Raw genomic sequence first — 25952 nt, forward strand, 5'->3', positions numbered from 1 at the left:
ACTATCATTGCGTAACGACAATCCGATCTGGTCCCATGTCGATGCCAAGGGCCCGGAATTCACCGGCCTGGCCGACCGCGTCTTCGACACCCCCGAACTGGCCTATGGCGAGGTGAAATCCTGCGCAGCCCATACCCGGATGCTGCGCGACCAGGGCTTTCGCGTGACCGAAAACGTCGCCGGCATCCCGACCGCGGTCATGGGAGAGGCAGGCACCGGCGGCCCCGTCATCGCCATCCTGGGCGAATACGACGCCCTGCCCGGCCTGTCGCAGGAACCGGGCCTGGCCGAACCGCGCCAGATTGCCGATCACGGTTTCGGCCATGGCTGCGGCCACAACCTGCTGGGATCGGCCGCGCTGTCGGCGGCCACCGCCGTCAAGGACTGGCTGGAGGCCGAAGGGCTGCCCGGCCGCGTCCGCTATTTCGGCTGCCCCGCCGAGGAGGGCGGCGCCGCCAAGACCTATATGGTGCGCGACGGGCAGTTCGATGATGTGGACATCGCGATCACCTGGCACCCGGCCAGCTTCAACGCGGTCGATGACATGCGGTCGCTGGCCAACACCCGGATCGATTTCACCTTCCACGGCAAGGCGGCGCACGCGGCGGGGGCGCCCGAACTGGGCCGTTCGGCGCTGGATTCGGTCGAGCTGATGAATATCGGCGTCAACTACATGCGCGAACACATGCCGGATGCGGCGCGGGTGCATTACGCCTATCTGGATGCGGGCGGCATCGCGCCGAACGTGGTGCAGGCCAAGGCGACCGTGCGCCAGCTGATCCGCAGCCCCAGCCTGGGGGACCTGTCCTCGCTGGTCGAACGGGTGCGCGCCATCGCCGACGGTGCGGCGCTGATGTCGGGGACCAAGGTCACATCACGCGTCTTTTCGGCGGTGTCGAACCTGACCGAGAACCGCCCCCTGTCCCAGGCCATGCAGGCTGAATTCGAAGCCCTGGGCCCCGTCCCCTTCGACGCCGAGGACGCGGCCTTCGCCACCGCCATCCGCGAGAGCCTCTCGCGCGAAGATATCGCCGACACCTTCGAGCGCCTGGCGATGAAGCCCGATTACGACATGCCGCTGTGCGACTTCATCGCGCCCTTGGACCGGCCCTTCATGGGCGGCATGGGGTCGACCGATGTGGGCGATGTCAGCTGGGCTGTGCCGACGGTCCAGGCCCGCGTGGCGACCTGCGCGGTGGGCACGGCGCTGCACAGCTGGCAGCAGACGGCCCAGGGCAAGGCCCCGGCTGCGCATAAGGGCATGCTGCACGCTGCCAAGGTGATGGCCGCGACCGCGCGGGCGGCGCTGACCGACCCGGCGCTGATCGCCGCCGCCAAGAAGGCCCATCAGGATCATCTGGCCGAACACCCCTATGCCTGCCCGATCCCGCCAGAGACCAACCCGCCGATCGCCGCGGAATGACCGACGACCCGCGCCCGGTCACGGCCGGGCGTGGGTTCCGATCGCGATGCCTTCGCCGCGCGGATCATGCGCGCCGGTGACATCGCCGTCGTCGATCCGGATCACGCCCGCGCATCCGAAGATCGGCGACAGGGCGGGCAGTTCCGCCACCTGATGCCCAAGGTCGCGCAACCCCGCCACCATCTGCGAGCCGTGCGATGCCTCCAGCTTGAGGCTGTCGCCGCTGTCCGAGAAGGTCCGGCCCAGCAGACAGCGCGGTTGTGAAAGGGCGTCGGCGGGCATCATCCCCCGGTCGATCAGCGCCGACAGGATCACCGCCAGGGTCTGGGGCTGGCCATCGGCCCCTTGGGTTCCGTAAAGCAGATGCGGTGCGCCATCCTTCATCGCGATGCCGGGGTTCAACGTATAGAAGGGCCGCTTGTCCGGCGCGATGCAGTTCGGATGGCCGGGCACCGTCGAAAAACCGGCGCCCCGGTTCTGCCAGATGATGCCGGTATCGCCCACCACGACCCCGCTGCCCCAGTCGAAAAAGGTGCTTTGCAGCACGCTGGCGCAGCGCCCCTGGTCGTCGCGGGCGGAGAGAAAGACCGTATCGCCATGCCGGAACGGTTGCGGCCAGTCCATCGCGCGGTCCGGGCGGATGGCGGCGGCCTTGGCCTGCAGCCGCGCAGGCGACAGCAGGGCGGCGCAATCGACGGGAACCATGTCGGGATCGGCGATCAGATGGCGATCCAGGAAGGCCTGCTTGACCGCCTCGACGATCCGATGCGTGGGGTCGCCCGCATCAAGCCGCGCCAGGATGCCCATGATCGCCAGGGTGGTGATGCCTTGGGTCGGCGGCGGCGGTGCCAGCAGGCGCAGCCCACGATAATCCAGGGCCACCGGGTCGCCTCGCCGGCTGCGCGTGGCGGCCAGATCGGCGGATGTGATCGCCGCGCCCAGATCGGCCAGCCCCTGCGCCACCCTGACGGCCGCCTGCCCGTCATAGAAGCTGCGCGGGCCGTCGCGCGCGATCAGGGTCAGCATCTCGGCCAGTTCGGGCTGGCGCAGGGGACCGTCGCTGCTGCGGTGGTCGAAGCGCCCGGCAAAACCCGGCCAAGCGGGCCAGTCGGCGGCGCGGAAATCCAGCCAGAAATCCTGGCTGCGCGATGGCGTGAACCCGTCCCGCGCCAAGGCGATGGCCGGGGCGATCAGGTCGGCGAAATCCATCCCCCCGTCCCAGACATTCAGCGCCTGGTCCCAGCTGTCGACCGCGCAGGCCGTGGTCAGCATCGACCCAACCCCGCGCATCGGCAGCGGACCGTCCAGATCGGGCAGCACCTGCGGCGCCTGCCCGATCCCCAGGATCGACGTCTCCAGCCCGTCGCGGTCGGCCAGCATCCAGACGGCGTCACCGCCAAGGCCGCAGAAATGCGGCATGACGACGGTCAGGACCGCCCCCATGGCCACGGCGGCCTCGGCGGCATTGCCGCCACCGCGCAGCACCTCGGCCCCCGCATGGCTGGCCAGGGGGTGCGGGCTGGTGACCATGCCCGGCATCAGTCGGCCATGATCAGTTGGCGGTCTTCCAGCGGCGGCAGGAAATCGCGGGTGAAGATGGCCGCGGCGTCTGGTTTCGTTTCCAGCTGATAGCCTTCGGCCACCAGATCGATGGAGCGTGCCAGCCGTTCGTCATCCAGATCACCCAGGCCGATACGCTCGACTTCGGGCGAGGCGATCAGGTTTTCATAGGAGAACAGCATCCGCGCCTTTTCCAGATCGCGCTTGGCCAGGTTGTCATAGGCCATGACGGCATCGGCCCCCGCCTCGGGGTTCTTGGCGATCTCGACGGCGGCGCGGTTCACGGCGCGGACAAGGCCCGTCACCGCTTCGGGGTTTTCAGCGATCAGCGCCTGCGACACCATCATCCCGTTGGAATAGAGATCCAGCCCGAAATCGCCGAAATTCAGCCAGTTGTAATCGGCGGCAGGGTCCTGGCGGTTGTTGATCAGGTTGAACCAGCTGGTGATGTTGAAGACCATCGCGCCATCGATATCGCCGCGGATCAGCATGGGTTCCTGCAGGTTCGGGGCCATGTTCTGGATGTCGATGGCGTCGATATCGACGTCGTTCTGCCGCGCCAGCACCGGCATCAGTCGGGTGGTCGGCGTCCCTTGCGCCCCGCCAAGCGTCTTGCCCGCCAGATCGGCAGGGGTGGTGATGCCCGTGGCCTTGGCACTGACCACCGCGAAGGGCGGCTTGTTCCACAGCTGATAGACCATGACCGGGGTTTCATCGGGGCGGGTCGCGGCGTTCTGGATGATGGCGTTGATATCGCCGAAACCCGCGTCATAGGTGCCCGACATGATGCGGGTGACGGTGGCGGCGGACCCTTCGCCCTGATCGATGGTGACGTTCAGGCCTTCCTCGGCGAAATAGCCCTTTTCCAGGGCCATCAGGAAGGGCGCGTCCGACCCTTGGGTCTTCCATCCCAGGGTAAAGCGGATATCGGTATCGGCCATGGCGGCGGTCCCCATGGTCAGGGTGGCGACGGTGGCAAGCATGGTTTTCATCGGCATGTCGGAACTCCAAGGGGGGTTTCAGGTGGATGCGAAATCGTCGCGGCGGTTGGCCCAACCCACGAACCGTCCCTCGATGAGAGAGAAGAGGACGTAGAGAGCGACGCCGAGGAAGGCCAGAATGAAGAGGCCGGCAAAGACCAGGGGCACGTCGAAATTGGAAGACGCGCTCATCATCACGTTGCCGATGCCCTTGTTCGAGGCGACCGTTTCCGCCAGCACGGTGCCGACGAAGGCAAAGGTCGCGGCGATCTTCAGGGATGCGAAAAAGAACGGCATGGTGCGCGGCAGACCCACGTTCAGCAGCAGGTCCATCTTGCTGGCGCCTAGGGATTTCAGCACGTCCTCCAGCTCGGGCTCGGTCGTGGCAAGGCCGGTGGCGATGTTCACGACGATGGGGAAAAAGCACATGGCCAGCGCGGTCAGGACCGCAGGCACCGGCCCTGCCCCGAACCACAGCACGAAAATCGGCACGACGGCGACCTTGGGGATGGACGAAAAGCCGATCAGCAGCGGATAGGCCGTGTCATAGGCGGTACGCGACGTGCCGATCGCGGCCCCGATGACGACGCCGACGATCACCCCCAACACAAAGCCGATCATCGTGGTCCACAGCGTGTGGACGATATGGGGCACCAGCACCGGAAAGCGGTCGAACAGCGTGGCGAAGACCTGGCTGGGGCGCGGCACGACCAGGTCGGACACGTCCATGGCGATGCACAGGATTTCCCAGGCAGCGAAGAAACCGACGATCAGCAGGGCCGCCCAGATACGGCGGCGGATGGCATAGGGCATGGTTCAGACCTCTTCCAGGGTTTCGCTGCGGGCATCGATGATGCGTTCGCGCAGGCGCTGGTTCAGGGCGACGAAATCGGGCTGGAAGGTCATCTGGACCGTCCGCGGACGCGGGAAGGTCACGGGGCTGTCGTCGATGATGCGGCCGGGACGCGCGCTCATGACGCAGATGCGTGTGCCCAGGAAGCCCGCCTCCTTCAGATCGTGGGTCACCAGCAGCACGGTGGGGCGGCGCTTGATCCACAGGTCCTGCATGGTGCCCCACAGCTCTTCGCGGGTGAACTGGTCCAGCGCGCCGAAGGGTTCGTCCAGCAGCAGCAGGCTGGGGTCGTGGATCAGCGCGCGGCAGAGGTTGGCGCGCTGCAGCATGCCGCCCGACAGCTGCCAGGGGAAACTGCCCGCGAACTTGCCCAGACCCACATCCTCCAGCAGGGCATGGACCCGGTCGCGGTATTCGCCGCGCTTCTTGCGGGCAAAGTCGCGGCGGAATGGCTGCACGATCTTCAGGGGCAGCATGACGTTCTGTTCGATGGTCAGCCAAGGCAGCATGGTCGGGTTCTGGAAGGCCATGCCGACGCGCAGGGCCCTGGCCGCGACCTCGCGCCCGCCGACAATGACCGCGCCGGTCGTGGGGCGCAGCAACCCGCTGGCCAGTTTCAGGATGGTGGACTTGCCGCAGCCCGAGGGGCCGACAAGCGCCAGGAACTCTCCCTCGTCGATGCGCAGGTCGGTGGGCTGCAAGGCCTGCACCGTGGCATCGCCCTGCCCGAAGGACACGCCGGCGCGGGACAGCTGCACCGCAGGGCGCTTTTGTTCGGTCGCGATCTGTGCGATTTCAGGTTGCATGATGGCTTCCCGTCCAAGGTGCATGACGAAAGTGCATGCACTTCATTGCTCCGATCTAGGCCGGCCTTCCGGCGGGCGACAACAATGTTCGGAACGGGAACCATCGGGACAGCGGCCTTGTGCGGGTTTTTTCCGCATTGGGCCGGTAGATGCGCAGGAATGATGCAGGCGGGGAACAGGCCATGACGACACGCAAGACGGCAAGCAGATCCGAAGGCGACCGGATGTCCGCCATCTGCCACGGCATCCGCCGCGCCATCATCGAGGGCGCGCTGTTCCCCGGCGACCGCCTGCCCGAGGATGCCTTGGGCGAAAGCTTCGGCGTCAGCCGCACCATCGCCCGCCACGCCCTGGGACAGTTGGCGGCCGAGGGACTGGTCGACCTGCGGCGCAACCGCATCGCCACCGTGGCGGCTCCCACCCCCGCCGATGCCCGCGATATCTTCGACATCCGCGTGGCCTTGGAACGGCAGGTCGTGGGGCATCTGGCCGGCCATCTGACCGACGCCCAGATCCGCGAATTGAAGGATATCGTCCGGCAGGAACATGATGCGCGCGACGGCCCCGAGGGTGCCTCGATCCGGCTGGCGACCGAATTCCACATCAGGCTGGCCGAAATGACCGGCCGTCCGATCCTGGTGCGCTATGTCACGGAAATCTGCTATCGGGCGGGGCTTTCGCTGTCCTCGCTTGGCCGGCCGCATTCGTCGGAATGCGCGATCAGCGAACATCTGCAGCTGATCGACACCATTGCCAAGGGCCCCGCCGACAAGGCCGCCCAGATGATGGCCGATCACCTTGAGGCCGTCGCCTCGCGCGCGCTGCTGGGCGGACAGGAGGCGCGTGGGCGCGATCTGGTCAGCATTCTGGCGCCCTATCGCGGCGACTAGCTGCGGGCGATGGAGGGGTCCAGGATCCATTCGGCGCTGTCGTTCCAGACATCGGTGTCAAGGATCAGCCCATCCCTGACCGTGAACCGGTCGACATAACGGTTCATGTCGAAGGCCGTCCCATCGGGCCATTCGCCATAGAGATAGCCCAGGCTGTAGATCACCGTCTGCCCATCGCCGGGCATCACGTCATAACGCTCGATCCGCTTCCTGACCCATTTGTACCGCCCGGCGTTGAAGCCGGTCGGCCCATCCGGCGCGTCATAGACCCGCCCGCCGGTAAAGCGGCAGACAAAGCCCGGCGCGACGAAACGCGCCGCCCTTTCGGTGTCGCGCGCCATCGAGGCATCCAGGTAATCCTTGACCGCCTGCAGGTCACGTTCGGTGTTCGGGTCCATGATGCGCCTCTTTGATCCTTGAAGTTTCGGTTTCCAACTGCATACACTTACCCCATACACAACAGCACCGGAATGCAAGATCATGACCGCCCCTTTCGACCTGCTGCTGCTGAATTCCCGCCTTGATGACGCGGTTTGCGACATCGGCGTCAGGGATGGTCGGATTGCAGGCATCGGCAAGGATCTTGGTCCGGCGGCCGGCACGCATGATCTGGCCGGGCGGGTGGTCATTCCGGGGCTGGTCGAAACCCATATCCACTTGGACAAGGCGGGCTTGCTTTGCCGATGTGGCCAGGCGGGCGGGCTGGCAGGGGCGGTCGCGGCGGTCTCGGCGGCCAAGCGCGACTTCACCGTGGCCGATGTCCATGACCGTGCGGCACGCGTCATCCGCAAGGCTATCACCCAGGGCACCATGCACATGCGCACCCATGTCGAGGTCGACCTAAGGGCGGGCCTTCGCAGTTTCCAGGCCATGCTGGCGCTGAAACGCGATTTCGCCTTTGCGCTGGACCTGTCGATCTGCGCCTTTGCCCAGGAAGGCCTGACCAACGATCCGGGCACCGAGGATCTGCTGGAACAGGCGCTGGACCAGGGGGCCGATCTGCTGGGCGGCTGCCCCTATACCGACACCGACCCTGTGGGACAGATCGAGCGCCTGTTCGCCATGGCCCTCCGCCACGATGTCGATCTGGACTTTCACCTGGATTTCGATCTGGACCCGGACGGGTCGCAGATGGACGCTGTCTGCGATGCGACCGTCCGCCATGGCTGGCAGGGGCGCGTCAATATCGGCCATGCGACCAAGCTGGCGATGATGGATGACGCGCGCTTTGCCCGATATGCGGCCATGCTGGCGCAGGCGGGGGTGGCGGTGACGGCCCTGCCCGCGACCGATCTCTATCTGAACGGGATGGCGATGGGGCACCGTGCGCCCCGCGGCATCGCGCCGATGCATCTGCTGGCGCAGGCCGGGGTGCAGGTATCGGTCGCCACGAACAACGTGATGAACCCCTTCACGCCCTATGGCGATGCATCGCTGATGCGCATGGCCAATCTCTATGCCAACGCCATGCATCTGGGCGCCGACCATTTCGCGGGCTGCATGGCGATGGTCACCCATGATGCCGCGCGCATCCTGCGGCTGGCGGATTACGGGCTGCATGTCGGGGCTTGGGCCGATCTGGTGGTGCTGGACGCGCCTTCGGCCACCGATGCCTTTGCCGGCATCGCGCAACCTTTGATGGGTTTCAAACGCGGACGGCAGAGCTTTGACCGCCCCGCCGCCACCATTCTGACCCCCTAGGCCGGGATCGGTTCGCCCGCACGCAGACAGGCGACGCGGCGCCGCAGACCGGGATGCTGCATCGGCGGCAGCGCTTGGCGGCAGGCATCCATGACCAGCGGGCAGCGCGGCGCAAAGGGACAGGCATCGGGGCGCGTTTCCAGCGCGGGGGGCGATCCGGGAATGGCGTCCAGCCGCGTGCCGCGCGCCACGTCATGCAGGTTCGCGGCCAACAATCCTTGGGTATAGGGATGCTGGGGGTTGCGGATCACCTCATGCGTGGTGCCTTCCTCGATGATCTGGCCGGCATACATGACCGCGATCCGTTCGGAAATTTCCACCGCGACGCCGATGTCATGGGTGACAAAGATCACCCCCATGCCGAATTCCCGCTGCAATTCGCGCAGCAGCAGCAGGATCTGGATCTGCACGGTCGCGTCCAGCGCCGTGGTCGGTTCATCCGCCAGCAGCAGGCGCGGCCGGCAGGCCAGCGCCAGCGCGATCATCACACGCTGGCGCATCCCCCCGGACAGTTCGTGCGGATAGTTCTTCATGCGCCGTTCCGCCGACGGGATGCGGACGCGGTGCAGCATGTCCAGCGCGACCTCCATCGCGTCGGCGCGGCTGATGCCCTTGTGGCGCATCACGGTTTCGGCGATCTGCTGGCCGATGGTATAGACCGGGTCCAGCGCCAGCCCAGGGTCCTGGAACACCATCGACACATCACCGCCGCGATAGGACCGCAGCGCCCGCCCCGACAGCGTCATGATGTCGGTACCGTCAAAGCGGATCCTGCCCCCCAGATCGGTGCGCCGTTCCGGCAGCAGGCGCAGCAGCGTCTTCAGCGTGACGCTTTTGCCAGACCCGCTTTCGCCCAGCAGGGCCAGGGTTTCGCCCTGCTTCAGTTCCAGCGACAGGTCGTTGATGGCATGGACGTTGCGGGCACCCCTGAAGCGGACATCCAGATTTTCGATCTGCAACAGCGTGCCGGTCATGCGGGCACCGCCTTTCCGGCCTGGGGATGGCCCGAATGGGCGTCATGCAGGTGGCAGGCCACCCAATGGGTCGAACCCTGCGCGCGCGGTCCCAGGACCGGGTGGCGCGTCTTGCAGACGGGGACCGCCAAGGGACAACGCGTATGGAACCGACAGCCTGACGGCGGGTCGATCGGGTTCGGCGGATCGCCCGCAAGGGGCGGCTTTTCGGTGCGGCTGTCAGGGTCCATCGAAGGCATCGCCGAAAACAGCGACCGCGTATAGGGATGGGCCTGATCGGCCCAGATCTGGTCCACGGGGGCGATCTCCACCACCTCGCCCAGATACATGACCAGGATGCGGTCCGAGATATAGCGGACTACGTTCAGGTCATGGCTGATGAAGATATAGGTCAGCCCGAATTCCGCCCGCAGATCGGCCAGCAGGTTCAGGACCTGCGCCTCGACCGACTTGTCCAGGGCGCTGACGGCCTCGTCCAGGACCACGACCTTGGGCGACATGGCCAGGGCACGGGCGATGTTGACCCGCTGGCGCTGGCCGCCGGACAATTCATGCGGATAGCGGTGGGCAAAGCGGTCGGCGGCCAGACCCACGCGGTCCATCAGGCGCCGCGCGCGGCCCAAGGGATCGTCCAGCCCCTGCACTCGCGCCCCGAAGGCCACGCTGTCCAGGATGGTCATGCGCGGGTTCAGCGACGCATAGCTGTCCTGAAACACCATCTGGATATCGCGGCGCAGCGCCCGCAGGGTCATGTCGCGACCAAGGGTTCTGTCGTTCAGGACGATGTCCCCCTCGTCCCGGTCGGTCAGGCCGATCAGCAGTTTCGCGGTGGTGGACTTGCCGCAGCCGGATTCGCCGACGATGCCCAGGGTTTCGCCGGGGGCCACGTCGAAGCTGACGCCGTCCACGGCCTGCACCATCGCCTGCGTGCGGCCCAGGATGCCGCCCTTGATGGGAAAGTGCTTCTTCAGGTCACGCACGCTCAGCAGGGGTTTGTCAGTCGCGGACATTCATCGCACTCCTCAGGCCGTCGCTGAGCAGATTGAGGCACAGCGAGGTGGCAAAGATCATCACCCCCGGCAGCGCCGCCAGCCACGGGTTCACATAGATGGCGGACCGCAGCGTGTTCAGCATCAGCCCCCATTCCGGTTCGGGCGGGCGCACGCCGATGCCCAGAAAGGACAGCCCGGCCGCCAAGATCATGCAGACCGAGGTCAGCGAGGTTGCATAGACGAAGACCGGCGACAGCACGTTACCGATGACATGCACCCGGATCACCGTCAGCGCGCTGGCCCCCGATGCCCGCGCCGCATCGATATAGTCCAGCTGTCGCACGCCCGATGTCACGGCCTCGGCCACCCGCGTCACGGGCGGGATGAAGACGATGGTCAGCGACACAAGGCTGTTGACGATGCCTGCGCCCAGCGCCCCGGAAATGGCGATGGCCAGCAGGACCGAGGGGAAGGCGAAGAACACGTCGACCACCCGCATGATGATGGTGTTGGTGATGCCACCGACATAGCCCGCGACGACCCCCAGCGCGCCGCCGATGAAGAAGGCCAGCACCACCGGCATCAGCCCGATGAACAGCGTCAGCCGCCCGCCATAGATCAGGCGGGCCAGCATGTCGCGCCCCTGTTCGTCCGTGCCCAGCGGATAGCCCGGCGTGCCCGGCGGCTTCAGCCGCGCAATCATGCTGCCCTGATAGGGGTCGGCCAGGCCCAGCCAGGGCGCGAAGACGGCCGACCCCACCAGCAACCCGAGGATCACAAGACAGGTCATGGCCACCTTGTCGCGCCGCAGGCGTGACAGGACGGCCGACCAATAGCCGCGATGGGCGGGTGCCGCGATGGCGGTTTCGGTCTGCGCCATGTCAGCTCCTCTTGATGCGGGGGTCGATGGCGGCCTGGGCCACGTCGACGATCAGGTTCATGCCGACAAAGAACATGGCCAGGATCAGGATCGTGCCCTGCAGCAGCGGCAGGTCGCGCTGGAAGATCGCGTTCGACAGCAGGAACCCCGATCCAGGCCAGTTGAACACCGTCTCGATCAGGATCGACCCGCCCAGCAGATAGCCCAGCTGCAGCCCCATCACCGACAGCGCGGTGGCGGCGGCATTGCGGGCCACATGGCGCAGCACGTCGCCGCGGCTGAAGCTCTTGGCATAAAGCGCGGTGACGAAATCCATCGACAGGATGTCGCCCGCCAGTGCCCGCACGGTGCGCGCGACGATGCCGATGGGCACCACCGCCAGCGTCACCGCAGGCAGGACCAGGTGGCGCATATGCGCCCAGTCCCACTGCCAGTCCTGCGACCCGCCCGGCCCCGCGCCCATAGAGGGCAGCCAGCCCAGATTGACCGAAAAGATGATGACCAGCACGATGCCCAGCCAATAGTTCGGCACCGAGACACCGGTGATCGACAGCGCGGTGATCAGGCGGTCCAGGATCGTGTCGCGGAAATAGCCCGCCAGAAACCCCAGGAAGATGCCGATCGGAAAGGCGATCACGGCCGCCGCCGCCGCCAACAGCAGCGAATTGCCGACCGCGCCGAAGACCTCGTCCGCGACGGGGCGGCCGCTGGCGATGGAGCGGCCCATCTCTCCCTGCAGCAGGTTGCCGATCCAGATCAGGTATTGCACCGGCAAGGGCTTGTCCAAACCGTATGCCGCGCGCATCGCGGCCTGCTGTTCGGCGGTGGCGTCGACCGGCATGATGGCCGTCAGCGGATCGCCCGGCGCGATCTGCACCAGCGCGAAGCACACGACCGACACCCCGAAGGCCACCGGCAGCACCAGGATCAGACGTCGAAGGAAATAGCTGAGCAATGGATGCGTCCCTGTCTTGGCCGCACCCGTACGGGGCGCGGCCGATGTCGGATCACTCGGCCATCGTGATGGACGAGAAGTTCAGATACCAGTTCTGCGGCTGCACGAAGCCCTGCACCTTGGGCGACATCGCGCGGGGCGCCACGTCATGCGTGACCATCAGGAACAGCGCGTCGTCGACGAATTTCTCGTGCGTGCGGCGCATGACCGCGTCTTGGGCGGCGGGGTCGAAGGTGGTCTTGATCTCCTCGAACAGGGACTGCATCTCGTCGTCGCAATAATGGCCCCAATTGGTGCCGTTGGGTGCCACCAGGTTGCAATCCAGGTGCCGGATGAAGCCGGTGAACGGGTCCTGGATGAAATAGGTGAAGTTGATCGACTGTGACCCTTCGACCGAGGGATCGGCGGCGCCCGCGCGCCACAGATTGATCATCTGGTTCCACTCGACAACCATGAACTCGACATCGATCCAGGCCTGGGCCAGCGATTGCTGGATGTATTCGTTCATCGGCAGCGGCAGCATCTGCCCCGAACCGGAGGGAGAGATCAGCGCCTTGACCTTCAGTCGGTTGTCGGGACCGAAGCCCGCTTCGGTCATAAGGGCCTGCGCGGCCTCCAGGTCGTAGGTCGGCTTGAAATCGGGTTCGCCGAACCACTGCGATCCGGGCGGCACGAAACCTTCGGCGGGGATCATCAGCCCACCCAGCAACGCGCCCATCGCCTCGCGGTCGATGGCGAGGTTCGCGGCCTTGCGCACGCGGATGTCGCTCCAGGGCGAACCTTCGACACGGCTGAGATGCCAGGTCCAGTTATGCGGATAGGCGTTCGACGAGATGGCAAAGCCGTTTCCCTGCATCGCGGGAATGGTGTCGGGGGCCGGTGCCTCGATCCAGTCGACCTGCCCCGACATCAGCGCCGCCGAGCGCGCATTGGATTCCGGCAGCGGGATCAGCACCAGCTTGTCCAGCTTGGGGATGCGGGTGTCGTCCCAGTATTCGGGAAAGGGGACCAGTTCGGCCCGTTCGCGCGGCACGAAGGTTTCCAGCTTCCACGGACCGGTCCCCGAGGGATGCTGCGCGACCTTTTCCCAATCCTTGTCCTGCGCCTCCCAGTTGGCCTTGGAGGACATCATGATCCAGGCCAGCTGATAGGGCAGCGTGGCGTCGGGTTCGGTCGTGGTGATTTCCAGCGTCAGGTCGTCGATGGCGCGATATCCGGCGATGGCGGGAATGCGCGACTTGCCTTGGGCCGATTGGCGCGGATCGTATTGTTCGGAGCCTTCGTCCAGCAGCTTGTCCAGATTCCAGACCACATTCTCGGCGTTGAACGTGCTGCCGTCGTGGAAGGTCACGCCGTCGCGCAGCGTGAAGACCCATTTCGTCTTGTCTTCGGCGTCGACCGCCCATTCCGTCGCCAGCCCCGGCACCAGCACCGAAGGCTGGTCCGCACTGGTCAGGTCCCAGTTGATCAGCGCGTCATAGACGGTATAGCCGATGAAGCGCAGCCCCTCGCCGCCCTGATCGGTCTGGCCGGTGGTCAGGGGGATATCGGACGCCGTCATCCCGATCCGCAGCGTTCCCTGCGCCGCGGCACCCTGGGCGCCCAGCATCGCGACCGACAGCGCCAATGCGGCAAGGCCTTTTCTGAGGTGAAGCAATGTCATTCTCCTTGATGGACAACAGGTCTTGGGACAGATCCGCAGGAGTCTTGGTCGCCCGCTTTCGGGACCGACCATTGACGCGGTCGCCCGAAACCGCACCAGTCGGGGTCAGGAAAACCGGCAGCCAGACATGGATCGGTCCCGGCCTGCCCAAAGGGCGGTCAGATTGATGACAATTTCTGCATGCAGGAAAACCATGCCTTGGTCCGGGGCATGGCGATGGACATTGATCTGCGACGGGCGCGCCCATCGCGGCAAGGAAAGGAGGCCGGCATGATTCTTGTGGTGAACCCCAACAGCAACGCGGCGACGACGGCACAGATCTGCGCCATCGCGGCGCCTTTCCTGCCCGATCTGCAGGGCTGGACCGCCCCGCGCGGGCCAAGCGTGATCCTGACGCCGGACCAGCTGGCCCAAGCCGCCGACCAGGTCGCCCTGCTGGAACCGCCGCCGGGCTGCCGGGGCGTGATCGTGGCGGCCTTTGGCGATCCGGGCGCCGACCGGCTGGCCGCGCGTCAGTCTTGTCCGGTCATCGGCATCGGCGCGGCGGCTGCGCGTGCTGCCAGGGGGCGTCCCTTCGCGGTCGCCACCACGACCCCGGACCTGCGTGACGGCATCGATGCGCTGATGCGGGCCCATGCGGGAAATGCACCCTATCTGGGATGCTTCCTGACCCCCGGGCCAACTTTGGCGGTGATGTCGGACCCGGGGCGGCTGGACCCGGCCCTGCTGGAAGCGACCTATGACGCTGCCCGCGCCGGCGCCCAGGCCGTGATCATCGGCGGAGGCCCCTTGGCGCAGGCGGCCGAGCGCATCGCGGCCCGAAGCCCCGTCCCCCTGATCCGCCCCATCCCCGAGGCGGCCCGCCTGATGCGCGACCTGCTGACATGAAATCTTTGCGCCACCGTCAGAAAAATGAAGGAAATCAGGCGTAGGCCCTGCGTCATCGCGCGGTCACCCTGACCGACGCCGGATACAAAGACGCAAGAGGGGCTTCGCCATGAACAAGCAGGACATCGCCAACCTGTCGTGGGACGAATATGACGAATTGCGCGACCCGCGCCCGGATACCAACGGCTTTGATGCCGTGGTCGAACGCGCCCTGTCGCGCCGGGGCTTCCTGGGTGCGGCGCTGGCCTTCGGGTCGGGCGCGGCGGTGATGGGGACCGGCATCCTGGGCTCGGCCAGCTCGGCCCGGGCGCAGGCTGCGGCCTTTGCCTTCCAGCCGATCGGCATCGCCACCGATTTCGACGTGCATGTCCCGCAGGGCTATCAGTGGAAGCCGCTGGTGCGTTGGGGCGACGCGCTGTTTTCGGATGCCGAGGGTGCCTATTCCTCTGAAAACGGCGTCTCGGTCGAGATGTCGGACAAGGTCTTCGGCGAAAACACCGACGGCATGGAAACCTTCACCGATGGCGACAAGATCATCCTTGCCATCAATTCGGAATATGCCAACCCGGAAATCAACCTGCCCGCCGAAACCGAAGGCATGCCGCAATCGGCCGATCAGGTCCGCATGCTGAAGAACATTCAGGGCGTCACCGTCATGGAGATCGCCGCGGGCGACGATGGATACCAGATCGTTCTGGACAGCCCCTACAACCGCCGCATCACGCATGAAACGCCGATGACCATGGACGGACCGGCGGCAGGTTCCGCACTGGTCAGCACCAAGGCCGACCCCGAAGGAATGTCCCCCAAGGGCACGATGAACAATTGCGGGTCAGGCAAGACGCTGTGGGGCACCTATCTGACCTGCGAGGAAAACTTCAACGGTTACTTCGGCGCCGGCGCCGACCATCAGCCGAACGAGGCCGAGACGCGTTACGGCATCGGGGGCGAGAGCCGCTATGCCTATGAGAAGTTCGACGAACGCTTCGACCTGATGGCCGAACCGAACGAACCCCACCGCCACGGCTGGGTCACCGAAATCGACCCGCTTGACGCGCAGTCCACCCCCGTCAAGCACACCGCCCTGGGCCGCTTCAAGCATGAGAACGCCGAGATGGTGCAGGCCAATGACGGCCGCATCGTCGTCTATATGGGCGATGATGAACGCGGCGAGTTCCTGTACAAATACGTCTCGAACGGGACCTGGGCCGAAGGTCAGCCCACCGATGGCCTGCTGTCGGACGGCACGCTGTTCGTCGCCAAGTTCAACGACGACATGTCGGGCGAATGGCTGCCGCTGACCCCCGAAACCACCGGCATGGCCATGGACGAGATGCTGGTCTTTGCCCGCATGGCCGGGTCCAAGGTCGGCGCGACCACGATGGACCGTCCCGAATGGGTCGCCGCCAACCCGCTGCGCTGCGAGGCCTATTGCGCGCTGACCAACAACAAGAACCGGGGCGTGGAACCCAACGAGGGCGGCGACGCCACCCCGGTCGGCGGCCCGAACCCGCGCGAAGCCAACAATTTCGGCCAGATCGTGCGCTGGCGCCCCTCGGATGAGGATCACGGCGCGACCGGGTTCACCTGGGATCTGTATGTCATGGCAGGCAATCCGACGGTCTTCGACGATGCCTATGCCGGGTCGGAAAACATCAACGAGGGCAACATGTTCAACTCGCCCGACGGGATGGTGTTTTCGTCCGACGGGATGCTGTGGATCCAGACCGACGGCGAGGACAGCAACGAAGGCGAATTCGCGGGCCAGGGCAACAACCAGATGCTGGTCGGCAACCCCGAAACCGGCCAGATCGCCCGCTTTCTGACCGCCCCCAAGGGCGCCGAAGTGACCGGCCTGACCTGGTCGCCCGACCGCAAGACCGCCTTTGTCGGGATCCAGCACCCGGGCGGGTCCTGGCCGGACAACGAAGGCAAGCCACGTTCCGCGGTGATCGCCATCTGGCGCGAAGACGGCCAAACCATCGGCTGATCCTCGGCCCTTTCAAGCAACGGATGGCGCGCCCGCGACGGCGCGCCATTTTTCTATCAGGCGTGGTCCCGCGCACACAGGTCGTGATTGCCCAGCACTTCGATCACGCGGCAATCGGCGATGGTGCCATGCGAACACTGGGTCAGCATCCGTTCCAGTTCCTGCTGCAGGGCGGTCAGCCGCGCGATGCGCGCCTTGACCGAGGCGAGCTGCCGCGTGGCGATGACATCGGCGGCCGCGCAGGACCGGTCCGGGTCGTCGGCCATGGCCAGCAGGTCCTGGATGTCGGACAGCGGAAAGCCCAGGTCGCGGGCATGACGGATGAAAGCCAGCCGTTCCAGCATGGCTGCGTCATAGACGCGCTGGTTGCCCGCGCTGCGCCCCGGCGCGGGCAGCAGCCCGATCTGTTCGTAATAGCGGATCGTGGGGACCTTGACCCCGGTCCTTTTGCTCGTCTCTCCGATGCTTGGCATTTTGACCCCTTGAACCTCTAGTCACTAGAGATCCTATGTTCGGATCACGCATCGAACAAGGCCGCCGGGAAAAGAGGACAGCAGGATGGACAATCGCCGCGAATGGACCGTGACGGGGATGGATTGCGCGGGCTGCGCGTCCAAGATCACCCATGCGATGCAGCGCCTGCCGGGTGTCAGCGACCCGCGGGTCACGGTGATGTCGCGCAAGCTGACGTTGCAGCTGGACGATGCCGCCACTTCGGCCGCGCAGATCGAGGCTGAGGTACGCAAGCTGGGCTTCGGGATCGAAGGCCCCCATCGCGACGCGCAGCACGGCCATGACCACGGGCCGACCGATGGGCCATGGCATGCCTCGGCCAAGGGGCGGCTGGTGATCGTCACGGGGCTGTTGCTGGTCCTGGCCTGGGCGATCCGCCTGACGACAGGGGGCGCGGTGGGGCATTGGGCCTTTGTCGCGGCCTGTCTGATCGGGGTCGCCCCGGTCGCCCGCCGGGCTTTTGCCATGCTGCGCCGAGGCCAGCCCTTCACCATCGAAAGCCTGATGACCATCGCCGCCGCCGGAGCCCTGATGATCGGTGCCGCCGAGGAGGCCGCGCTGGTCGTCTTCCTGTTCGCCGTGGGCGAGGTGCTGGAGGGCGTGGCCTCGAACAAGGCCCGCGACAGCATCCGCGCGCTGTCGGACCTGGTGCCCAAGACCGCGCTGCTGGAACGGGACGGCCGGACGCAGGAGGTGCCCGCCGCATCGCTGGAACCCGGACAGGTCGTGCTGGTCCGTCCGGGCGACCGCATTCCGGCGGACGGGCGGATCCTTGAGGGCACCGGCGGCATCGACGAAAGCCCGGTGACCGGCGAAAGCGTCCCCGTCACCCGCGGCCCGGGCGAGGATGTCTTTGCCGGCGCCATCAACGCCGACTCCGCACTGCGCGTCACGGTAACGACCGCCGCCGCCGACAACACCATCTCTCGCATCATCCGCCTGGTCGAGGAGGCCGAGGAATCGCGGGCGCCGACCGAACGCTTCATCGACCGCTTCAGCCGCTGGTACATGCCCGCCGTGGTGGCGCTGGCCGCGCTGACGGTCGTGGTGCCGCCGCTGGTCTTCGGGATGGCATGGGATGTCTGGATCTATCGCGGGCTGGCGCTGCTGTTGATCGGCTGTCCCTGTGCGCTGGTCATCTCGGTTCCGGCGGCGATCGCCTCGGCGCTGTCATCGGGCGCGCGACGGGGGCTGCTGATGAAGGGCGGCGCGGTGATCGAGGCCGCCGCCCGCATCCGCCAAGTGGCCATCGACAAGACCGGCACCCTGACCCATGGCCGCCCGCAGGTCACCGACATCCTGCCCATCGGCATCGACGCCGACACCCTGCTGGCCCGGATGGCCGCCGTCGAAGGCGCCTCCAGCCACCCGCTGGCGCGCGCCATCGTGGCACATGCCGGCGACCTGCCCCTGCCCACGGCGACCGAAGCCCGCGCCATCCCTGGCAAGGGCGTGCAGGCGGTGATCGGGGGACAGACCCTGACCGTCGCCAGCCCCCGCCACGCGACCGAGGCAGGCGTGCTGACCGGCGACCTGCTGGGCCGCGCGCAGGCGCTGGAGGCACAGGGCAAGACCGTGGCGGTCCTGTTCGGAGATGACGTCCAGGGCATGGTCGCCCTGCGCGACGAACCCCGCGCCGATGCGGCCGACGCCATGCGGCAGCTGCGTGACCTGGGCGTGTCGCCCGTCATCCTGACCGGCGACAACCCCCGCACCGCCGCCGCCATCGCCCGGACCCTTGGCACCGATCACCGCGCCCAGATGCTGCCGCAGGACAAGCAGGCCGCCATCCGCGACCTGTCCGCGGATGGCGGCGTGATGATGGTCGGCGACGGCATCAACGATGCGCCCGCGCTGAAACAGGCCGATGTGGGCGTGGCGATGGGGTCCGGCACCGACGTGGCGCTGGAAACCGCGGATGCGGCCATCCTGCGCGACCGCGTGGCGGACGTGGCCGCGATGATCCGCCTGTCGCGCGCCACGATGGGCAACATCCATCAGAACATCGCGCTGGCGCTTGGGCTGAAGGGGGTGTTCCTGGTCACCTCGATTCTGGGGATCACCGGGCTGTGGATCGCGATCCTGGCGGATACGGGGGCCACGGTGCTGGTGACGCTGAACGCCATGCGCCTGCTGCGCCACGACCCGACGCGCCCTGCCGGGACCGGCCGATTGACGCAACGGCAGCCCGCCGCGCGCTGACCCCGGCGGGCCGGTCACCATTTTGCGACGGGGGGACCGGTCGGTTCCCCTTGCCACCCCGGGCCCTTTCCCCCTAAGAGCCGCCAAACACGCCGCCGCCCGCGCCCGTCGCAGGCCGCGCCGTGCGACAAGGATATGGCCATGGATGACAAGCCCGCGATACGGATCCGCGACCTGCACAAGCGCTTTGGCGACCTGGAGGTCCTGAAGGGGGTCTCGCTGACCGCCCATCCGGGCGATGTGATCGCCATCATCGGCGGATCGGGGTCGGGCAAATCGACCTTGTTGCGCTGCATCAACATGCTGGAACATCCCAGCGCGGGCGAGATCGCGATCCAGGGCGAAACCTATCGCATGAGGGCCACCCGCGACGGTGGCCTGGAACCCGCCGACCGGCGGCAGGTCCAGCGCATCCGCGCGCAGCTGGGCATGGTCTTTCAGAACTTCAACCTGTGGCCCCACCGGACGGTCCTGGAAAACGTGACCGAGGCACCGATCCATGTTCTGGGCCAGCCGCGCGCCCAAGCGATCGCCCGTGCCCGCCAGGTGCTGGACCGCGTGGGCTTGGGCGACAAGGCCGATGCCCATCCCGTCCGCCTGTCTGGCGGCCAGCAGCAGCGCGCCGCCATCGCCCGCGTCCTGGCCGTCGATCCGCTTGCCATGCTGTTCGACGAACCGACCAGCGCGCTGGACCCCGAACTGGTGGGCGAGGTTCTGGGCGTGATCCGCGACCTGGCCCGCGAGGGCCGCACCATGATCCTGGTCACCCATGAGATGGCATTTGCGCGTGACGTGGCCAACCGCGTCATCTATCTGCGCGATGGCCGGATCGAGGAGGAAGGCACCCCCGAACAGCTGTTCGGCGACCCGCAATCCCCGCATCTGAAACAGTTCATCCGGTCGGTCATGTGACCCGCCGTCAATTTTCCTGATTTTCGGAAGGATTTCCCATGTTCAGCAAATTCACCCTCGCCGCCGTGGCGGCCCTTGGACTTGCGGGTCCGGTCATGGCCGAAACCCTGAAGGTCGGCGTGTCGGCCGAACCCTATCCGCCCTTCTTCACCCCCGATGCCAGCGGCAGCTGGTCGGGTTGGGAAATCGACCTGATGAACGAGATCTGCACCCGCATCGGCGCGGAATGCGTGGTCACCCCCATCGCGTGGGACGGCATCATCCCTGCCCTGACCACCGGCAAGATCGACATGATCATGGGCTCGATGACCATCACGCCCGCGCGGGCCGAACAGATCGCCTTTTCCGACAAGTACTATGCCGCGCCGACCGGGCTGATGACGCAGAAGGGCTCGGATATCGAACCGACCGCCGAAGGCGTCAGCGGCGCCTTCGTGGGCGCCCAGTCGGGCTCGATCCAGGAGGTCTATGCCAACAAGTATTTCGCAGACACCGCAGGCTCGATCCGCATCTATCAGAACCTGGACGAGGAACTGCAGGATCTGGCGGCGGGTCGCTTGGACGCGGTCATCGGCGACACGCTGGCCATGCAGCCCTTTGCCGAATCCGAGGCAGGCCAGGCCTGCTGCGAATACAAGGGCGCCGTCGAACCCGACCCCGAGGTTCTGGGCTATGGCGCCGGTGCCGGCCTGCGCCAAGAGGATACCGAGCTGCTGGCCCGCGTGAACAAGGCCCTGGCCGAGATCCGCGAAGACGGCACCTATGACCAGATCACGCAGAAATACTTCACCGTCGACATCTACGGCGACTGATCCGGCCCCGACCGGCCCTGCGAAAGGACCCCCGCCTCATGTTCCAGTCGATCGATTTCAGCCTGCTGGCGCTGGACGCCCCCGGATGGGGCGGCGCGCTGCTGCAGGGTTTCTGGCGGTCGATCCAGCTGGCGGCGGGGGGCTATGCCATGGGCATCGTCATCGGCATCCTGGGCGCCAGCGCGAAGCTCTATGGCGGGCTGGTGATGCGCGATCTGGCGCAGGTCTATACCACCGTCATCCGCGCCGTTCCCGAACTGGTGCTGATGCTGCTGTTCTATTACGTCGGCACCGACCTTCTGAACCGCGCGGCGCAGGGCATGAGCTTTCAGGGCATCGAGGTGGACGGGCTGGCGGCGGGCATCCTGGTCATCGGGCTGGTCCAGGGCGGCTACGCGACCGAGGTGATCCGCGGCGCCATCCGCGCCGTCCCCCATGGCCAGATCGAGGCAGCCCAGGCCTTCGGCATGTCGCCCCTGAAGGTCATGCGCCGCGTCACGCTGCCCGCCATGACGCCCCATGCCATCCCCGGCATGGCCAACCTGTGGATGATCGCCACCAAGGACACCGCCCTACTGGCCGTGATCGGCTTCAGCGAATTGACGCAGGTGACGCGCCAGGCGGCCTCCTCGACCCGGGCCTATTTCCTGTTCTTCCTGTCGGCGGGGGCGCTTTACCTGATGCTGACGCTGGTCTCGAACGTGATCCTGCGCCGATACGAGGTCCGCGCCCGCCGCGGGTTGATCGCCGCCCATCAGGCCCGATGATGCGCAATATCATGATCCAGATGTTGATGCCGCACCGCCTGGTCATGGCCGCGCTGGCGCTGGCCGGGCTGGTCGCCATGGCGCTGACCATGCAATGGGACTGGCTGCCCGAAAACCTGCCGCGCCTGTGGGACGGGTTGCTGATGACGCTGGCGATGCTGGCGGCCAGCGTGGCGGCGGGGTTCGTGCTGGCGCTGCCGCTGGCACTGTTCCAGGTGATGGGACCGCGCCCGTTGCGCTGGCTGTCGCTTGGCTTTTGCACGCTGATCCGGGGCACGCCGCTGCTGCTGCAGCTGTGGTTGTTCTATTTCGGGCTGGGCGCGCTTTTCGCGCAGTTTCCCGAAATCCGCGACTCCTGGGCCTGGCCCTATCTGCGGCAGGCCTGGCCCTATGGGTTCCTGGCGCTGACCCTGTCCTTCGCCGCCTATCAGGGCGAGGTGATGCGCGGCGCCTTCACCGGCGTGCCGCATGGCGAATTGGAGGCCGCGCGCGCCATGGGCATGTCGCCATGGCTGGTCTTTCGCCGCGTCTGGTTCCCGCGCGCCCTGCATCGCGCCCTGCCGACCCTGACGGGCGAGATCATCCTGCAGCTGAAATCCACGCCCCTTCTGGCGACGATCACGGTCACCGACCTCTACGCGGTGATCACCCGCATCCGGCAGACCACGCTTTTGACCTATGAACCCCTGCTGCTGCTGGTGGCGGTCTATCTCTGCCTCAGCGGCATCCTGATCCTGGGGCTGCGCTGGCTGGAAAACCGTGTCCCGACGGGGCGCTGAACACGAACGAACGGAGCCTTCCCTTGGCCAAGATCACCCTGCTTGACGGCGGCCTCAGCCGCGAACTGGAACGCTGCGGCGCGACGCTGCGCCAACCCGAATGGTCGGGGCTGGCCCTGATGAACGAACCCGACAAGGTCCGGCAGGCCCATGAAAATTTCGTCGCGGCGGGCGCGCAGGTCGTCACCACCGCCAGCTATGCCGTGGTGCCCTATCACCTGGGCCAGGACCGCTTTGACCGCGACGGCGCGATGCTGGCGGAACGGTCGGGCCAGCTGGCGCGGACGGCGGCGGATACCGGACGCGACGTTCGCGTCGCCGGTTGCCTGCCGCCCGTCGGCGGGTCCTATGAGCCTGAGAATTTCGACGCCGCTACATCGCAGGCGGTGCTGTCGGTGCTGGCCGAGAACCTGACACCGCATGTCGACCTGTGGCTGGGCGAAACGCTCAGCTGCATCGCCGAGGCGCGCGCCGCCGCCAAGGCCATCGAAAGCACGGGCCTGCCGCTGTGGATTTCCTATACCCTGCGCGACGAGCTGCCCGATCAGCTGGACAGCCCGGTTTTGCGGTCGGGCGAGCCGGTGGCCGACGCCGTCCAGGCAGCCATCGACGCCGGTGCGCAGGCGGTCCTGTTCAACTGTTCCATGCCCGAGGCGATGGAGCCTGCCATCCGCCAGGCCCTGCAGGTCGTCGAACGCAGCGGCCGCGACATTCCCGTCGGCGTCTATGCCAATGCCTTCACCGCCGAAGACGAAGGCGCCGCGAACGAGGTCCTGTCCGCGATCCGCAAGGATCTGGACCCCCAGGGCTATGGTGCCTGGGTCGATCGCTGGCTGGCGGCGGGCGCGACGATCATCGGGGGATGCTGCGGCATCGACGCCCCCCATATCGCCGCGCTGAAATCGCATCTGGACCGTCAGGCCTGACCCGCCGCGCTTACAACCCCAGGTCCAGCAGCGCCTGTCGCATCACCGCCGGATCGGCATCCTTGCCGGTCCAGTAGCGGATGCCGATGACACCCTGCTGGACCAGCATCCCCAACCCGTCGGCGGTCTTGCATCCCTTGTCCTGCGCGGCCTTCAAAAGACGCGTCAGCGGCGGGTTGTGGATGCCGTCGGCCACGACCATGTCGGACGTGATGCTGTCCAGGTCGATATCGGGCATGGCGTCGACATCGGGATAAAGCCCGACCGAGGTCGCGTGGATCACGATGTCCGTGCCATGGGGAATGCGGAAGCTGCCCTGCCATGGCGCATAATCGGCCTTGGCACCAGTCTGGTTGTTCAGCAGGTCGACCAACGCCTGTCCGCGATCCCGGCTGCGGTTGACGACGGTGATCCGCGCCGCGCCGGCCAGCGCCATCTCGACGCCGACGGCGCGGGCGGCGCCCCCTGCCCCGAACAGCACGACTGTCTTGCCCCTTGGGTCGCAGACCTGCTGCAGCGCCTTGACGAAGCCGCGCCCGTCGGTGTTTTCCCCGATCAGCCGATCCCCGTCGCGCACGACCGTGTTCACCGCCCCGATGATCCGGGCCGAGGTTCCCAATTCGTCCAGATGCGGGATCACGGCGACCTTGTGGGGGATGGAACAGTTGAAGCCACGCCACCCCATGGCCCGCGCGCCGCGCACCGCATCGCCCAGATCCGCCGGATCGACCTGGCAGTTCAGGTAACGCCAATCCAGCCCCATGGCGCGATAGGCGGCCTCGATCATGGCGACGGTGGGATTTTCGGCGGCGGGTTTGGCAAAGGAACCGGTCAGCGGCAGAAGAAAATTCATGTCATCTCCTTGTCAGCGGGGTGGGCACGGGGTCAGGCGGCGGCCAGCTGGCGCCACTGCCCGCGCAGATGGTCGCCCACGCGCAGCGCCTGCGCCGCGATGGTCAGGGCGGGGTTCAACGCGGCGCTGGAGGGCATGAATCCGCCATCCACCACATAGAGGTTCGGGTGGTCATGCGCCCGGCACAGATGATCCAGCGCCGAGGTCGCAGGGTCATCCCCCATCCGCACGGTGCCGCATTGATGCGACGGTGCCTCGATCCCGAAGCTGTGGCGCAGGACCACCGGAAAACCCGCGCGGCGCAACTGGCTGCGGATATGGCGCACGAAGCGGTCATGACCCGCGCGCCCGCCGGGGGCATATTCGATCTGGACCCGGTCATCGGGCAACAGGCGCACGCGGCTGTCGCGATCGGGCAGGTCCTCGGACATGCACAGCCAGTCGACGCTGTGCCGGCCCAGCCAATCGGCCATGGCGCGCGGCATCTGCGGATAGGTGGACCGGATCATCGGGCCATTGATGTTGCCCAGCATCTGCACATTGCCGCGGGCATCCGGATCATCCGGCAGCCCGTGATAGAAATCGTTCATCGACAACGTCTTGGGAAAGCGTGTCGGGTTCGTGGCAAAGGGTCGCAGACCCATCAGCCCGGTCAGGTGGTGGTTCATCAGGTAACGCCCGACCACGCCCGACCGGTTCGCCAGGCCCTGCGGCATCGCCTGAGAGGCCGAGCGCAGCAGGATCAGCGCCGAATTGATCGCCCCGGCCGACAGGACCACCAGGGGTGCCGATATCCGCAGGGGGGTGTTGCCATGCGTCAGCTCGACTTCGGTGATCCGGCCATCCTGGTCGTCGGCGATCAATCGCGTCACCTTGGCACCGGTCCACAGCGTCACGTCGGGATGATCCAGCAGGGGACGGATCAGCCGCGTATCGGCATCGCCCTTGGCATCCCACCGGCAGGCAAAGGCGTCGCAGGTGCCGCACCGCCGGCAGGTCCCACCCGGCCCGTAATCCACCGCCGAGGGCATGGGAAACGGATGCATCCCCAGCCCCGCCAGCCGCGCCGCCATGTCGGCGATGACGGGTTCATGGGGGATGGCGGCATGGGCATAGGGGTCGCGGTCGGGCTCGGTCGGATCGGCGCCCGCTTGGCCGCGCACGCCGAACAGACGCTCGGCCATATCATAATGGGAACGCAGCTGGTCATAGGTGACGGGCCAGCCCGTCGACACGCCCCCCGCGAAGGATTGCTCGCGAAAATCGCTGTCGCGGAACCGGAACATCGCCGTGCCATAGAATTTCGTGTGTCCCCCCACGTGGTAATACTGCCCCGGCCGAAAGCGGCGGCCATCGGCATGCTGCCATTCATCGGTGGTGCGATAGCGGGCCTGGACAAAGACCGCGTCGGGATCTGAATTCTGCGGCTCGTTCGGCAGGAAATCGCCGCGTTCCAGGATCAGGATACTGGCCCCCGTTCCCGCCAGCTGATGGGCCACCGCCCCTCCGCCCACGCCCGACCCGATGATGATCACATCCGGCGAATTATCCTGATCCATGCGGCCTCCCTGTCTTCCCGGCATGGACAGTAGCCCCACAGGCAGAGGGCGCCATTCCCACGAGCCGCCTTTTC

General features: G+C 66.6%; 24 protein-coding genes. 11 read left to right on the forward strand and 13 right to left on the reverse strand.

Features of this window, described 5'->3' with window-relative positions; genetic code table 11:
- Positions 1-7: 7 nt before the first annotated feature.
- Positions 8-1423, forward strand: a complete 1416-nt coding sequence (locus IE00_RS16040) for a M20 family metallopeptidase (protein WP_072298211.1) — start codon at positions 8-10, stop codon at positions 1421-1423.
- Positions 1424-1441: 18 nt separating this feature from the next.
- Here the strand turns inward: IE00_RS16040 and IE00_RS16045 are convergent, their stop codons facing one another.
- The 4 genes from IE00_RS16045 to IE00_RS16060 are packed head-to-tail and all read right to left on the reverse strand — an operon-like array spanning position 1442 to position 5622.
- Positions 1442-2962 (reverse strand): gamma-glutamyltransferase family protein, encoded by a 1521-nt coding sequence (locus IE00_RS16045; protein ID WP_205949695.1) that lies wholly within the window; start codon positions 2960-2962, stop codon positions 1442-1444.
- On the reverse strand, positions 2962-3981 hold the full coding sequence (locus IE00_RS16050) for an ABC transporter substrate-binding protein (RefSeq protein ID WP_240493943.1): 1020 nt from the start codon (positions 3979-3981) through the stop codon (positions 2962-2964). The genes IE00_RS16045 and IE00_RS16050 overlap by 1 nt, the downstream gene beginning before the upstream one ends.
- Positions 3982-4002: 21 nt before the next feature.
- Positions 4003-4776, reverse strand: a complete 774-nt coding sequence (locus tag IE00_RS16055; RefSeq protein WP_072298213.1) for an ABC transporter permease — start codon at positions 4774-4776, stop codon at positions 4003-4005.
- A gap of 3 nt (positions 4777-4779) precedes the next feature.
- On the reverse strand, positions 4780-5622 hold the full coding sequence (locus tag IE00_RS16060) for an ABC transporter ATP-binding protein (RefSeq protein WP_072298255.1): 843 nt from the start codon (positions 5620-5622) through the stop codon (positions 4780-4782).
- A gap of 182 nt (positions 5623-5804) precedes the next feature.
- On the opposite strand from IE00_RS16060, the gene IE00_RS16065 reads away from it, so the two are divergent.
- Positions 5805-6512 carry a GntR family transcriptional regulator gene (locus tag IE00_RS16065; RefSeq protein WP_072298214.1) on the forward strand — a complete coding sequence of 236 codons (708 nt, stop codon included), beginning with the start codon at positions 5805-5807 and terminating at the stop codon, positions 6510-6512.
- Here IE00_RS16065 and IE00_RS16070 read toward each other — a convergent pair.
- The gene (locus IE00_RS16070) at positions 6509-6910 is read right to left on the reverse strand and encodes a nuclear transport factor 2 family protein (RefSeq protein WP_072298215.1); all 402 of its coding nucleotides are present in this window, start codon (positions 6908-6910) and stop codon (positions 6509-6511) included. The two genes, IE00_RS16065 and IE00_RS16070, sit on opposite strands and share 4 nt — an antisense overlap.
- Positions 6911-6992: 82 nt before the next feature.
- Here IE00_RS16070 and IE00_RS16075 point away from each other — a divergent pair, with 82 nt between their 5' ends.
- A complete protein-coding gene (locus IE00_RS16075; RefSeq protein ID WP_072298216.1) occupies positions 6993-8213 on the forward strand; it encodes an amidohydrolase family protein in 1221 nt (406 codons plus the stop codon).
- Here the strand turns inward: IE00_RS16075 and IE00_RS16080 are convergent.
- From IE00_RS16080 to IE00_RS16100, 5 genes are read right to left on the reverse strand one after another with little or no spacing between them, the layout of a single operon-like run.
- Complete coding sequence (locus IE00_RS16080) at positions 8210-9187, reverse strand: ABC transporter ATP-binding protein (RefSeq protein WP_072298217.1); 978 nt, start codon at positions 9185-9187, stop codon at positions 8210-8212. The genes IE00_RS16075 and IE00_RS16080 overlap by 4 nt on opposite strands.
- Entirely contained in the window at positions 9184-10197 is a 1014-nt protein-coding gene (locus tag IE00_RS16085; RefSeq protein ID WP_072298218.1) for an ABC transporter ATP-binding protein, read from the reverse strand. The genes IE00_RS16080 and IE00_RS16085 overlap by 4 nt, the downstream gene beginning before the upstream one ends.
- Entirely contained in the window at positions 10184-11059 is an 876-nt protein-coding gene (locus tag IE00_RS16090; protein ID WP_072298219.1) for an ABC transporter permease, read from the reverse strand. Before IE00_RS16090 ends, IE00_RS16085 begins: the two co-directional genes overlap by 14 nt.
- 1 nt (position 11060) lies before the next feature.
- Complete coding sequence (locus IE00_RS16095; protein ID WP_072298220.1) at positions 11061-12014, reverse strand: ABC transporter permease; 954 nt, start codon at positions 12012-12014, stop codon at positions 11061-11063.
- 52 nt (positions 12015-12066) lie between these two features.
- On the reverse strand, positions 12067-13671 hold the full coding sequence (locus tag IE00_RS16100; protein ID WP_371328451.1) for an ABC transporter substrate-binding protein: 1605 nt from the start codon (positions 13669-13671) through the stop codon (positions 12067-12069).
- A 276-nt stretch (positions 13672-13947) separates the two neighbouring features.
- Between IE00_RS16100 and IE00_RS16105 the strand changes: the two genes are divergently transcribed.
- A complete protein-coding gene (locus IE00_RS16105) occupies positions 13948-14565 on the forward strand; it encodes an aspartate/glutamate racemase family protein (RefSeq protein ID WP_072298256.1) in 618 nt (205 codons plus the stop codon).
- A 109-nt stretch (positions 14566-14674) separates the two neighbouring features.
- On the forward strand, positions 14675-16555 hold the full coding sequence (locus IE00_RS16110; RefSeq protein WP_072298222.1) for a PhoX family phosphatase: 1881 nt from the start codon (positions 14675-14677) through the stop codon (positions 16553-16555).
- Positions 16556-16611: 56 nt separating this feature from the next.
- On the opposite strand, the gene IE00_RS16115 is transcribed toward IE00_RS16110, so the two are convergent.
- A complete protein-coding gene (locus tag IE00_RS16115; protein WP_072298223.1) occupies positions 16612-17028 on the reverse strand; it encodes a helix-turn-helix domain-containing protein in 417 nt (138 codons plus the stop codon).
- 85 nt (positions 17029-17113) lie between these two features.
- On the opposite strand from IE00_RS16115, the gene IE00_RS16120 reads away from it, so the two are divergent.
- The 6 genes from IE00_RS16120 (at position 17114) to IE00_RS16145 (ending at position 23466) form a co-directional block, all read left to right on the forward strand.
- Positions 17114-19270, forward strand: a complete 2157-nt coding sequence (locus IE00_RS16120; protein ID WP_072298224.1) for a heavy metal translocating P-type ATPase — start codon at positions 17114-17116, stop codon at positions 19268-19270.
- A 141-nt stretch (positions 19271-19411) separates the two neighbouring features.
- Positions 19412-20182 carry an ABC transporter ATP-binding protein gene (locus IE00_RS16125; RefSeq protein ID WP_072298225.1) on the forward strand — a complete coding sequence of 257 codons (771 nt, stop codon included), beginning with the start codon at positions 19412-19414 and terminating at the stop codon, positions 20180-20182.
- Positions 20183-20220: 38 nt separating this feature from the next.
- Complete coding sequence (locus tag IE00_RS16130; RefSeq protein ID WP_072298226.1) at positions 20221-20994, forward strand: transporter substrate-binding domain-containing protein; 774 nt, start codon at positions 20221-20223, stop codon at positions 20992-20994.
- A 38-nt stretch (positions 20995-21032) separates the two neighbouring features.
- Positions 21033-21761 (forward strand): ABC transporter permease, encoded by a 729-nt coding sequence (locus tag IE00_RS16135; protein WP_072298227.1) that lies wholly within the window; start codon positions 21033-21035, stop codon positions 21759-21761.
- Positions 21761-22540: an ABC transporter permease gene (locus IE00_RS16140; RefSeq protein ID WP_240493945.1), complete on the forward strand. Its 780-nt coding sequence runs from the start codon at positions 21761-21763 to the stop codon at positions 22538-22540. Before IE00_RS16135 ends, IE00_RS16140 begins: the two co-directional genes overlap by 1 nt.
- A 23-nt stretch (positions 22541-22563) precedes the next feature.
- Positions 22564-23466 carry a homocysteine S-methyltransferase family protein gene (locus tag IE00_RS16145; RefSeq protein ID WP_072298229.1) on the forward strand — a complete coding sequence of 301 codons (903 nt, stop codon included), beginning with the start codon at positions 22564-22566 and terminating at the stop codon, positions 23464-23466.
- Positions 23467-23476: 10 nt separating this feature from the next.
- Here the strand turns inward: IE00_RS16145 and aroE are convergent, their stop codons facing one another.
- Both aroE and IE00_RS16155 read right to left on the reverse strand, forming a co-directional pair.
- Entirely contained in the window at positions 23477-24319 is an 843-nt protein-coding gene (gene aroE, locus IE00_RS16150; protein WP_072298230.1) for a shikimate dehydrogenase, read from the reverse strand.
- 32 nt (positions 24320-24351) lie between these two features.
- Positions 24352-25878, reverse strand: a complete 1527-nt coding sequence (locus IE00_RS16155) for a GMC oxidoreductase (protein ID WP_072298231.1) — start codon at positions 25876-25878, stop codon at positions 24352-24354.
- Positions 25879-25952 lie beyond the last annotated feature (74 nt).

The organism is Paracoccus sp. SM22M-07, assembly GCF_001887735.1.
GTDB lineage: Bacteria > Pseudomonadota > Alphaproteobacteria > Rhodobacterales > Rhodobacteraceae > Paracoccus.